This window comes from Lutibacter sp. (assembly GCF_021647475.1).
Classification (GTDB): Bacteria; Bacteroidota; Bacteroidia; order Flavobacteriales; family Flavobacteriaceae; genus Lutibacter.
Map to the genome: position 1 here is coordinate 1 of NZ_JAKIUR010000032.1, position 12,324 is coordinate 12,324.

General features: G+C 27.4%; 10 protein-coding genes and 1 pseudogene. All 11 read right to left on the reverse strand.

The genetic code is table 11. The features are described 5' to 3' along the window. Positions 1 to 156 precede the first annotated feature (156 nt). Positions 157 to 1,341: an ATP-binding protein gene (locus tag L3J60_RS08715; RefSeq protein ID WP_291975113.1), complete on the reverse strand. Its 1,185-nt coding sequence runs from the start codon at positions 1,339 to 1,341 to the stop codon at positions 157 to 159. A 250-nt stretch (positions 1,342 to 1,591) separates the two neighbouring features. Further along, positions 1,592 to 1,819, reverse strand: a pseudogene (locus L3J60_RS08720) (sugar transferase); the annotation flags it as partial. Between the two features lie 381 nt (positions 1,820 to 2,200). Further along, positions 2,201 to 3,334, reverse strand: a complete 1,134-nt coding sequence (locus L3J60_RS08725; RefSeq protein WP_291975114.1) for a glycosyltransferase family 4 protein — start codon at positions 3,332 to 3,334, stop codon at positions 2,201 to 2,203. Between the two features lie 40 nt (positions 3,335 to 3,374). Then, complete coding sequence (locus L3J60_RS08730) at positions 3,375 to 4,430, reverse strand: hypothetical protein (protein ID WP_291975115.1); 1,056 nt, start codon at positions 4,428 to 4,430, stop codon at positions 3,375 to 3,377. Positions 4,431 to 4,546: 116 nt separating this feature from the next. After that, positions 4,547 to 4,747, reverse strand: coding sequence for a hypothetical protein (locus L3J60_RS08735; RefSeq protein WP_291975116.1), 201 nt, complete (start codon positions 4,745 to 4,747; stop codon positions 4,547 to 4,549). Positions 4,748 to 4,770: 23 nt separating this feature from the next. After that, a complete protein-coding gene (locus L3J60_RS08740) occupies positions 4,771 to 6,087 on the reverse strand; it encodes a hypothetical protein (protein WP_291975117.1) in 1,317 nt (438 codons plus the stop codon). A gap of 67 nt (positions 6,088 to 6,154) precedes the next feature. Then, complete coding sequence (locus L3J60_RS08745; protein WP_291975118.1) at positions 6,155 to 7,357, reverse strand: glycosyltransferase; 1,203 nt, start codon at positions 7,355 to 7,357, stop codon at positions 6,155 to 6,157. Next, positions 7,357 to 8,214: an SDR family oxidoreductase gene (locus tag L3J60_RS08750; protein WP_291975119.1), complete on the reverse strand. Its 858-nt coding sequence runs from the start codon at positions 8,212 to 8,214 to the stop codon at positions 7,357 to 7,359. The genes L3J60_RS08745 and L3J60_RS08750 overlap by 1 nt, the downstream gene beginning before the upstream one ends. 4 nt (positions 8,215 to 8,218) lie before the next feature. After that, on the reverse strand, positions 8,219 to 9,349 hold the full coding sequence (gene wecB, locus L3J60_RS08755) for a UDP-N-acetylglucosamine 2-epimerase (non-hydrolyzing) (protein ID WP_291975120.1): 1,131 nt from the start codon (positions 9,347 to 9,349) through the stop codon (positions 8,219 to 8,221). A 172-nt stretch (positions 9,350 to 9,521) separates the two neighbouring features. Beyond that, on the reverse strand, positions 9,522 to 11,042 hold the full coding sequence (locus L3J60_RS08760) for an oligosaccharide flippase family protein (protein WP_291975121.1): 1,521 nt from the start codon (positions 11,040 to 11,042) through the stop codon (positions 9,522 to 9,524). A gap of 44 nt (positions 11,043 to 11,086) precedes the next feature. Next, the gene (locus L3J60_RS08765) at positions 11,087 to 12,319 is read right to left on the reverse strand and encodes a glycosyltransferase family A protein (RefSeq protein WP_291975122.1); all 1,233 of its coding nucleotides are present in this window, start codon (positions 12,317 to 12,319) and stop codon (positions 11,087 to 11,089) included. Positions 12,320 to 12,324 lie beyond the last annotated feature (5 nt).

The following is a 12,324-nucleotide window of genomic DNA, read 5'->3' on the forward strand; positions in this document are numbered from 1 at the left end:
GGTCTTGTTTTCTTGTAATAATGTTTCTATTACAACACGTTCTTTTAACGTTAATCGTACATATTTATTTACTTTCATACAACAAATCTAAGATTATGATTTGTTGCGTTAAGTTCTTGAATTCAGGAAGTTTAAAAAGTCATAATGCACAACGGGTTATAATATAATTTCATTTACATTGTTAAAATGAATTAAATTTAATTTAATATTCGGATACTTTTTAACAAAATATTGATATTTTTCTTTATTAAATTGCTTTTCAGAAAACTTAACCTCAAATGCTTTTTGCTTTTTTATAATAAAATCTATTTCATGTTTTTTTTGAGTTAACCAAAACTGAATGTCTAGGTCTTCATATTTATCGCTAAATCTTCTATAAACAAAATTTTCAAATAATTCTCCTTTATCTTTTCTTAAAGCTATAGGTTCAAAATTTTGAGCAAAATAATTCCGAAGTCCTAAATCTGTAAAATATATTTTAGGCATTTTTCTAATTTCTTTATTAAAATTACTGTAAAATGGTGTTATTTTAGAAATTTGAAAAGATTTAAACATTGTATAAGTGTACAACTCAATAGTTTGATTAGATTTTTTAAAGGTTTTACTAATACTATTTGTATTAAATAATGAGGTTGTTTGATTTGATAATAATTGAAGTATTTGATAATAAAGTTCTGGTGATTTTATATTGGAATCTATAATATCTTTTTTAATATATGAAGTCGCCAATTCTTTTAAAATATCTTTTTTATTTTTAATACTTGTTTCCAAAACAAGTTCGGGGTAAGAGCCATATAATAAATATTCATGCATCAATTTATCCAATTCTGACTTATATATTTTAGGTAAACTTCCTGAGTTTATATACGCAATCATTTCACCCCTATTTCTAAAACTAACAAATTCTGGAAAACTTAAACTCAATAATTTAAAAACACGTTTTCTTCCTGCCAAAGAATCTTTAAATTTTTTATCAATATAAAAACTTGAAGACCCACTTACTACTAATTTAATAGTTGATTGGTATTTATCGAAAATATATTTTAAGAAATTTGAGGGATCTTCTAAATATTGAATTTCATCAATAAAAACAACAGTCCTTTCATGCTCAGAGTTAGGCGGAATAAAATTAAATAATTGTTCAGGATGTTCATTAAAGGCATTTTTAATGTCTTTATCTTCTAAACTTAAAAAAAATGTTTTTTTAGATTGTTGTTTTAACCATTTATAGAGTTGCAACATTAAAGTTGTTTTGCCTACTTGTCTTGGTCCAATTATTAAAGCAATATGCTTTTTATTTAGATTTTCTTTTAGTTCTTTATATAAAAAACGTTGATGCATTTTGAAATTATTTATACAAAAATATTAAAAATATCCTTTTTTAGCACTATAAAATATTAAAAATATCCTTTTAAAGTATTCCTTAAATAATAATATATCCTAAAATCTGACGGGTTACTTCACTTTAGATTGCCCTGAGCGACAGTTGAAAGGCTCTCAATGACGAATTTAAATTCTCAATACTATTCAATCTAACTCCCCTCTCAAGAGGGGAATTTAATAACTGATTAATCTTTTTAATGTCAAGTCAATCGGGCAATAAGTTACCTTTAACATCTTTTGCATCTGTTATTGTTTTAAACTTAATTATTTTAAATAATTTTTCGTTTAAACCCGGGCGTATTTGAAAAAAGAAAGGGTTGCCTTTATTTACAAAAAACAAGCCTATAGTAACAATAATAAGCAACGGACTTAAAAGTAGCAAGCCTAAGAGTGCTGCTATAAAATCTATGCTTCTTTTAAAATAGGTTTCGTACAATTTTTATAAAAATTTTATTTTTAACAAATATATTACAAATATCAATACTTTGAGTATTTCTAATAGAAGTAACCTAGTTTTCGTTATTGCGAATGCAACGCAGTGGAATGAAGCAATCTCATGATTGGAACTGCCAAAGTAACAGATTACCGCGTCGATTTTCCCACACGCCAGCTGACCTGTTCGCTAAAAATGTTCACTGAACATTTTATAAACGCTCCATCCCGTAATGACGTTATTATGAAACTTCCAAACTCCTATACTCCTCCTAAACCAATTGCTGTTTGTAGCGTGAAAAAAGCAGCGACGTTCAAATAGTTTAACTTTTTCTATTTTGTAGTATTGGTTTTATCTAAATACTTAAAAAAAATTAAAATATTATTAAGATATTGAACTATAAGACTCTAATGTTTTCTCCCAAAGTTTTTTTTGCTCATATTTATTTTCTACATATTTTCTAGAAACTTCAGCCATATTATTTATAATAGCCTTATCTGAAATTAACATTTTCATTGCTTCAAATAATTTTTCAACAGATTTTGGTTTAATTAAAATACCGTTATATCCGTCTGAAATTATTTCATTACAGCCTATAATATCTGTAGAAATAGAAGGAATGCCCATCGCTGCAGCTTCCATTAGTGAAATTCCAAAACCTTCCCTATAACTTGGAAAAACAAATACATCCATTGCTTTATAATAAGAACGTACATCTTTTTGGAAACCAACTGCAATAATTGACTTATTATTACTGATTATGTTTTTGATATCAATATCTATAGGGTCACCATTCTCAAAATTTCCAACTAATAGTAATCTACTTTCAGGTTTTAGCCTATTAATTTGTGAAAATGCCTCAACTAATTCGTTTATTCCTTTATCTTTTACCAATCTACCTACAAAACCGAAAACAAAATTTTTAGTTGTTAGCCCTAGGGAATTTCTTATATCAAAAACGTTATTATTTTCTATTGAAAAGAAAGAAGTATCAATCCCATTTACACTACCATTCCCAATTATACAAACTTTCTTTTTTGTTATTTTATCTTCTTTTAACATTTTTTTTACACCAAAACTAACAGCATAAACATGTGTTGAAAAAAAACAAGATAATCTTTCCATATTTACCAGTAACTTTCTCTTTACCCCGTTTGTTTCTTGATAACGAAGACCATGAATATAATATATTCTTGTTGGGACTCTATTAAACCAAGCAGCAAACATACTTATTAAACCTCCCTTAGGGGTATTACCATGTACTACATCAGGTTTAATTTTTCTAAAAAGTTTTATCATTGAAAACAAACTTATAATATCACTATATAACGATATTTCTCTTTTCATTGATACAGGAAAACCATCTACCTTTTCTGCTTTACAGATATCTTTAAGTAAAACTCCAGGACTTGACACCAATATTACTTCAAATTTTTTCTTTAATTCTTGTATTTGACCTTTAAAAAAATAAAGTGATATTGGGACAGTTGTAGCAATAATAAATTTCTTCTTCTTCACTTATTTTTTTTAAAAATTATTATACTCATAAAAAAACATGCTATTTTTCTATATATTCCTTTATTATTTTAGAATAATTTAAAGCATTTCTTGTGGAAATCACTTTTATAGTCTCTGCATTTTTTATCATCTTTTTTAATATTTCTCTTTCTCCTGAATATGCTCCCTCAATATCTGTATCTGGATTAAAATATTCATAAGCAATTATTGCAGGTGCACGCATATAATTAAACTCATACCTATCCAACGTATTAATCCGTTGAAAAGCTTCTTCTTTAGAGATATCCTTAAATTCTTCTTTTCCTCTATCTAATATAAAAATATCTTTTTGTGATGATTTATTTATAATTTCTGAGACATACTTTGTGATTGGTTCTGTTTTTCCAAAGCCAAACAATTCTAATATTGATATTTTTTCAGTCAATTTGTTTAACCATTTACTAAAAAAACTAGAATCTACCGAATCATAATATCTAAAAGTACTTGTCCATGGTACGGCATATAAATTTTCACCATCTGTCAAGGCTAAATCTTCTGCAACAAATTTATAGCTAGAATCATTCATGCACAAAGTCATTGCTGTTAAGGTTTTACCTGTATTAGGTGGTGCAAAAATTCCATAAGAATTTTCTCCTTTTAAAAATCCTGAACAATGTAATGGAGCAAAATTATTATGTATCAATCTTAAATTAATAATATCTGTTAAGATATAGCCCATAGAATGAACATTCATAAAACGATGTTTTACAAATCTCATATAATTTTTATTAACTGTTACTTTAATATGATTACTGTTAATTCCTGAAATTTTATATTGTAATTTTTGACTAAAGAAGAAACTTCTTTCATAATACATTTCATTTGCGTTTTGATAACCAGAAAAGTAATGGAACTTACCCATTTCCGATTTCTCTCCTTCCTTTGGCTCAACTCTACCTGAAACTACATTTAATTCAATTTTTATTAATGAATTATTGTATTCTTTTTCATCAACATATGGCATTGCCATACCATAGGAAAAAGAAAAATCTTTTATGTTTGTTTTTATAGAAATAATATTTTTTACTGAGTTATAATAGTATAATTTACTTGACATTATTATTATTATTATTATTATTATTATGCTTTTTTATATCATTAAAGAATTTTGACCAGAATTTATTTCTTCTTTCTGAAATTATTCTCCTTTCATATTCTTTTGATTTATTAAAATTAGTTTTCGATAAAATCATAGCCTCGTGCCTCAGATTGTCCACACAATTTTTGTCTCTCCTCTAGTGTATCACCCGTATTCATAAGATATACCTTGCTAAACTCACCTGTATCCATAGCCAATCTATGACTTTCCCATACCAAGGCTTGATCACCTTTATTCATATCTGTTACACCAGGCACTATTACTGCTGTTTTCATAAAATGTATTCAAATTAAATAATTTACTTTAGTCTCGTTTTAATTACTAACATTTTGACAATATCATTAAAAATATTTGTTCTAACACTATCCAATTCAAAATTATTTTTGGTGTAATTTTGCATTCGTGAAGCACAATCATCTAGTATTTCAATATCAGTGACAATCGAGTTCAATTTTATACAAATTTCATTATAAGTATGAAGGGTGAGTGCTGCACCGCTTTTTTTAAGAAAATCAATTGAAGCAAGTTCAGGTGGCCCAATAGCAATAATACAACTCCCACTTTGAATACAATCGATTATTTTTGTAGAAAACGAATATTTAGTTAAACTAATATCCTTTTTTCTAAATGATTCGACATGAAGAACTATATCTGCATCATTAAGATGTTTAACTATATCGCTATAAGAAGCTGGTCCCATATAACTTGAATAATTTGTATTTAAACCAAGCTCCATTTTCTTAGAAAGTGGAGTATTAGAATAAATTTCCAAGCTATATAAATTTTTGTTAATTGACACCTCTTCTATTGCTTTTGCTAAAAGAGAAAGAGTTAACCATCTGCCATAAAGCAAATTACCTGCATATACAATCCTCAAAGGCAAATTGTGAGGCTTAGGCTTAATTTTTATAGGTTGAGTACCCTTAATTAAGAGTTTAAACTCTTTTCCGAATAAATTGGAATAATAATCACATAGCTTTGCTGACCCTCCATATTGAATTTCTGATATAGTTAAGGTTTTTCTAATCAAATGTCGCAATATAAAATGATAAATTCTATTGATAGGTAATACTGACTTATAGCTATAGACCTCATCACCAAAAAAAACAACTACCTTGGCCTTTGTGTAATTATGGCAATAATTTAAAATTTTATGGGCATAGAAAAGACTATGACAATGCATATAAATAATTTCAGGATCAAATTCCTTTAGAAAGCTATTTAGCTTATTCTTTTTCTGAAATCCAATCGACCAAAACAGTTCCCTCAAAAGTAAAATAATATGAGGACGCATTCTTTTAACATATTCGACAAATTTGCTGTTTTTTTTTATATTATTACATTTAGAATTTGTATGTTTAGAATTTGTCTCGTAAGTCACTTCACTACCTAACTCTATTCCATAAATTAGTGATTTAAAAATATCCTTTTCAGTAATTCTAAAATACTTAGAACAACATTTGTTATCAATCTCCTCATCTCTTAAATACAGATTTGCCAGTTTATTTTTATCCCAATTACCAAAGAAGTTAGAAAAAGTATTACCTGTTGAATTTTTATCAGACCATGCATTTACACTAATTGTAAGCAAGCGGGGGTATATTTTATTCTCCATTGAATTATATTATTTATCGTAGATATAGTATCATCTTTCTTTTAAGCTCAAATACTCAATTCATTATTTAACGATATAATTGATTATAAAGATTAATATAACCTTCTACCATACGATGCTTTGAATAACGTATACTTGCTTCACGCTGAATTAAATATGTGTCTACAGGGTTGTTGATCCAATATTTCGCGACATTTGTCAATGATTTAATATCGCCTTGATTCACAAAATCACTATATTTATCTAATGAAATTTGCTCTGGAGCACCCGCTTTGTAACCAATCACTGGTGTACCACATGATAATGACTCAGCACAAACCATTGAAAAAGTCTCTCTTATGCTAGTTATCATTGTTACATCTGCCATTGAGTAATACTGTGCCATTTCATTTTGGGATTTAGTGTGATTAATAGTAATAACATTTGATGGTAATTTTCCTGCAAAGCCATCAAAACCTACTATTACAACTTTAACATTATCTAAAACTAATTTTTGAGCTACTTCAATTACATATTTACCACCTTTGGTAATCTCTTTAAATGATGGCGTCACATGTAATATTATTTTTTCATTAACTATACCTAGCTTTTTTTTAAGACTATCTGATTCAACATAATGGAATATACTAGTATCCAATCCATTACCAACAACATAAAATAATCTATCCTTAAACATAGGCGATTTTTTTGCTCTTTCTTCAAGCCATGAAGAAACACTTGCTATAATTAAATTATCAAATTTAGAATATGCTTCAGCCTTTTTTCTCCATTCTCTTGATGTCCTGTCTAAAAACCATGAATTATACTTATTAAATACTTGAGGACATTTACCACAGCCTGTTAACCATTTGTTGCAATCAAAAGAATGGCCACAGAGTCCGGTATAATTTGTTTCTGCATGGAGTGTTATTATTGTTTTGTAATTATTCTCAGCAAGAAAGGTCAAAATGCAATAGTTGTTAATATAATTACCATTCAGCAAATGAATATGAACCACATCTGGTGAAATATCTCTAACTTTATTTATTAACCGAGAGGTTGAATAAAATGAGCCACCATAAAAATCGCCAGTTATTCTTCCATATAATGCTTGAAGTTTCCCTTCCCATTCTGGGGAAATTTTAAAGACATTCTCTTCAGGTTGAGTTTTACCTCTTCCATAGATTACAAATGATTCATATCCCGTATTTTGTAATTGATTATGAATTTCATAAACTATTTTACCAGTGCTACCTACTTTATAAACAGTATTTATTTGAAGTATTCTCATTAAAGATATTTTTCTCTATAAATTGTTGGGTGAGAATTCATCCAATCAAACATTTCAATCAACATAATTTCGTATGATGGAACTTCATATAAAAATAAATTCGATTTTGCAATTGATTTATTACAAGATACGCCCTTAAAAGGAATAACGATTATAGAATCCTTACGGAATATTTTCTTAAACAAGAGTAATATCTCATATTTATTAATTGGAATACCATTACTAAGATGAACCAACCCTGTAATATCTTGTTTTATAGCAACGTTTATAGCTTTCGCTAATTCAATAGTAGTAACTCCACCCCAAATAGCATTAGTAAATCCATTTACATTTCCATTTTGATTCATAAACCAATGGAATAAACCTTCCCCATCAGTCTTTAATTCAGGTCCGATAATTGAAGTTCTAATAGTTAAATCTTTATTGTTATCTATTTCTCCTAAGGCTTTACTTCTTCCATAAATGTCATCCGCATCTTTAAAATCACTTTCAGTATAAGCTCCTTTATTTCCTGTAAAGACACAATCTGTACTAATATGAACTAACTTTGCATCAATTTCATCAGCTAATCTTTTAAGCAAATGTGGAAAATAAGCATTAACATAAATTGCATTATCTGGATGGGATTTAGATCCTTTAATTAAGACTCCAATACAATTTATAATTACATCTGGTTTTTGTTCAAAAATGAGAGCGGATACTGCCTCTTTATTAGTAACATCCACCACAATACTTTCTTCATTTAATTTGTGACGAAAAACTACATTTACAATATCATACTGACCTTTTTCTTTGAAATAATAATAGACTATGTGTCCAGCCATTCCTGTAGCTCCAAAAAGCAATATTTTTTTCATATCATTAAATAAATTTTGACCAAACTACTCGATTAATATAATCCGTATAGGATAAAATAATACGCACTACTTTTTTCGAAACATTATCGGTTAAATAGTCTGGTATTATCTGAATTACATTATTATTTTCTTTAAACTGGGAAGTAACAACATCTATAGAATTTAATATTAAATCACTCTGTAAACCTGTCATAATTAAAGTTCCTTCATCCATACCTTCAGGTCGTTCATGAGCTTGTCTTATCGTTATAGCTGGGAAATTCAATATGGAAGATTCTTCAGTTATTGTACCACTATCAGAAATCACACAAAATGCATTTTGTTGTAGTTTAATATAATCCAAAAAACCAAAAGGTTTCATAAATTCAATTAAATGATTTGAATTTTTAAATTTTATAGCTTCTAATTTTTTTCGAGTTCTTGGATGGGTAGATACAATGATTTTTTTGTTGTATTTCTTAATAATAGCCTCTAGAGACGTTAATAAATCTGTGAAATTCTTTTCTGAATCTATGTTTTCCTCTCGATGTGTGCTAACAATAAAATATTCGCCTTTCTTTAAGTTTTCTTTTTCTAAAATATCAGAATTATCAATATCTTTTTTGTGAAAAAATAACACTTCTTTCATCGACGAACCCGTTTTTATAATTGTTTCAGGCTTTATTCCTTCTGCAATCAAGTACCTCCGAGCATGTTCAGAAAGTGGCATATTGATATCACTTAAGTGATCTACAATTTTTCTATTTATTTCTTCAGGAACTCTTTGGTCAAAGCAACGATTCCCTGCTTCCATATGAAAAATAGGAATCTTCTTTTTCTTCGCAGCTATTACAGCCATACAACTATTAGTATCTCCATAAAGCAAAATAGCATCTGGCAGTTCTTTTCCCATAACTTCATCTGATTTAAGGATTACTTGTGCAATGGTTTCTGTTGCATTACTTCCAGAAACATTTAAAAAATAATCAGGTTTTCTAATTTTAAGTTGTTGAAAAAATATTTCATTTAACTCAAAATCATAATTTTGCCCTGTATGAACAATTATATGATTTGTATATTTATCTAATTCAGCCATTACACGACTTAATTTAATAATTTCTGGTCGAGTTCCGACAATTGTCATTACCTTAATCATTGTTTTTTATTTTTAGCAAGTTTATATCATTATTTCCATTTTCAACTCTAATAGTGACAAACAAGAATCTGTATTATTAGTGTTTTTTTACAAAAAAATACTAATCTATAACATCTCCATGGCAAATATAACATATTATGTGTTTATTATTATGCGTAGAGTTTAAACTCCTTTATTTATTAACCTTAATTCTTATTTGCTTTAATGGAGATGTTACCAATAGCTTTTCAGAGCTATTCATACCAAAAAACCAAATTGAAATAATATAAACTATTGTTACTATAACAAACTGAAAAATCAACATAAGCCAGCCTTTAATTTCAAATAAAGAGATTAAGTATGCTAATAGACTTGCAATCATTAGACCTAGCCACAGTTTATTACTAAACGTTTCTTTAATAAATCGTATCATATCAAGTTTTAAAATTTTATGATATAAAATACTGTTGAAAATTAGATAAACAGATAAAAGTGCAAAACAAGTACTATATGCCGCTCCGATTATTCCATATTTTTTAACTAAAACAACCGTTAAAACTACATTTAGAATACTTATACCTAATGACACGAAAGACTTTATTTTGTGTTTATTCTTGGCCCACATTATATACAAAGGAACATCCATTAAAGCCGAGATCATTTGGGGAATTAAGACTAATAATGCTATATAATATGCAATCCAAAATTCGGGACCAACCCATAAATTGATAAACTGTTTGCCGAAAAACACAAATCCAATAATAGGTAAAGACAAGAGGATACTTTTTATTCTTGCAATCTTTATAGCATAATTTGTAAGTTCAGTATTACTTGCTCCTTGGGTAACTTGACTCACTACACTAGGCATTAAAACTTCCGAAATAATTATTGAAAATGAAAAAAATAAGGATGACAGCAACGTCCCTATAGCATAAATTGCAATAGCTTTGCTTGAAATATAGATACCTATAACAAAACTATCAACTGCCATTAAAAAATGAAATGCAACGGCGTCTACAAACACAATTATTGAGTATGAAAATATTTTTTTCGAATAACGTATATTAAATCCTTTAAAATTAATAGTTACATTAAGAATTTTTAAACAATAATAACTAGTAAAAATAAAAACTAATACCATTACGATAGTATCTACCAAAACTATTTCAAATGACTTATATCCTGACAATAAAAGTATTACTATTAAGCCTGTTCTTACAAATGTTTTAACAATTTTTATAATATTGATTACTGCAAACTTTTCATAGGTTTTTAGTAAACCTAAAGCTAAATTAACATATAACATAACAGTGCCTGTTATGGCTATTAAAAAAAATAGTTTTTTTAGTAAGTTTATTTCAGTAATACTAAATGAATTTTCAAAAATTTGAGGAATATAAGAATAGATTATAGATCCTAAAAGAAGTACAATCCCTCCTATAATTAAAAAAATAAAAGCTACAAAACCTACAAATTTTGATTCAGATTCTTTATCTTTATTTGTTCTATATTCTGCTACATAACGAACTATTGCATTATTAAGCCCTAAATCTGCTAAAGCAAAATAAGAAGTAATTGACAAAGCTAATTTATAAACTCCAAATTCATTTGTTCCAAAAACCATTAACATTAATGGTGTTAGAAAAAAAGAGAATGCATTATTTACTATCATAGCAATATAACCTAGCACTACTCCTACTTTTTTATTACTCATTTTAAATAGCTTTTAATCAAAAATAATTAATAATGTTCTCAATTTTATGATTCTCTTTTATTAGCATTTAATAATAAAATGACATTATCTATCGATAATTTTTTTCTAATGAGAAATTTCTCAAATATAAATTGTGCATTTTTAATATCTGCTACGTTATCATATTTTTCTATTGTATTTTTTTTTCTAGTTATTTTTGCTAAAATTCTTTTAACTAAATCTTTAAGAGGACCATTTAAGTATGCAACATAGAGATTTTTCTTTTGTTTAAAGAAATTAATATTTTTATTATATTCAAAATAATTAATATCAATTATCTTTTTATATTCTTTATAACTATAATTACAATATGCTGTTAAAGAAGGAACACTAAATTTTGATATCAAATCATCTTCTTTCATTTCTCTAAAAGCAGCCAATGCTGAATCTGCCCAAATAGTTTCAACGCTGTAAAATTTTGGCACCAATTTAGACCATTTATAATTAACATGACCCACAAATTGAGGTGCATCTTCTAAATTACCCACATGCCTTCCTGTTGCAGCTTGTCCAGATCCACTTAAACTACAAACTCCGGGAATTGTTAATGGATAATCAATTTTAAGCACTTTCTTAATTACTAAAGAAAGAGCAACTGAACTATAGATATCAGGTGACAAACCGCCAAAATAATTACCTGTAATAGCTTTAACCTTATCTATAGCACTTTTTTTCACAATACCATGATAAATTTTCACCAAATTATAGTTTAAGTAATTTTGACCTCCAGAATTTAAAAGTTTTATTAACTCAACTTTAGTATCATAATATTGAGCTTCTATATTAAAATCATTAATTATTAAATTACCATTATCATTTTTAAAATTGGAAATCCCAGTATTTGGCCAAATATAATTCAATCTTAATTTAGGTATCACTGCTTCAACATTATTTTCTTTTGCCCAGTGAACAAATTTCACAATTTCTGGATTTATTCCATCATCATCTCCAATTATACATAAATATTCACCGTCAGCCTGAGCTACTCCTCTACTAAAATTCTCAACAAAAGATAAAGTATCATTTGAGTAATTGTATTTAATTCTATCAATAAATTGAGAATCTTTAAATTTACAAATTAATGAATTTGTATCACTATTATCTTGTATAACAAGTTGAACATCTTCTTTTGTAGAATTTAAAATCTGCATCATACAAGAATATGCGTAAGTTTCCCTATTTTTAGTAGGGATAATTATTGAAAGAATATACTTTTTAGTATTTATTGTGTGTTTCATATATA

Excerpts from the sequence above, each read along its gene's own strand:
- L3J60_RS08715 (WP_291975113.1), bottom strand. The coding sequence starts at position 1,341 with ATGCATCAACGTTTTTTATATAAAGAACTAAAAGAAAATCTAAATAAA.
- L3J60_RS08730 (WP_291975115.1), bottom strand. The coding sequence starts at position 4,430 with ATGTCAAGTAAATTATACTATTATAACTCAGTAAAAAATATTATTTCT.
- L3J60_RS08735 (WP_291975116.1), bottom strand. The coding sequence starts at position 4,747 with ATGAAAACAGCAGTAATAGTGCCTGGTGTAACAGATATGAATAAAGGT.
- L3J60_RS08740 (WP_291975117.1), bottom strand. The coding sequence starts at position 6,087 with ATGGAGAATAAAATATACCCCCGCTTGCTTACAATTAGTGTAAATGCA.
- L3J60_RS08745 (WP_291975118.1), bottom strand. The coding sequence starts at position 7,357 with ATGAGAATACTTCAAATAAATACTGTTTATAAAGTAGGTAGCACTGGT.
- L3J60_RS08750 (WP_291975119.1), bottom strand. The coding sequence starts at position 8,214 with ATGAAAAAAATATTGCTTTTTGGAGCTACAGGAATGGCTGGACACATA.
- wecB (WP_291975120.1), bottom strand. The coding sequence starts at position 9,349 with ATGATTAAGGTAATGACAATTGTCGGAACTCGACCAGAAATTATTAAA.
- L3J60_RS08760 (WP_291975121.1), bottom strand. The coding sequence starts at position 11,042 with ATGAGTAATAAAAAAGTAGGAGTAGTGCTAGGTTATATTGCTATGATA.
- L3J60_RS08765 (WP_291975122.1), bottom strand. The coding sequence starts at position 12,319 with ATGAAACACACAATAAATACTAAAAAGTATATTCTTTCAATAATTATC.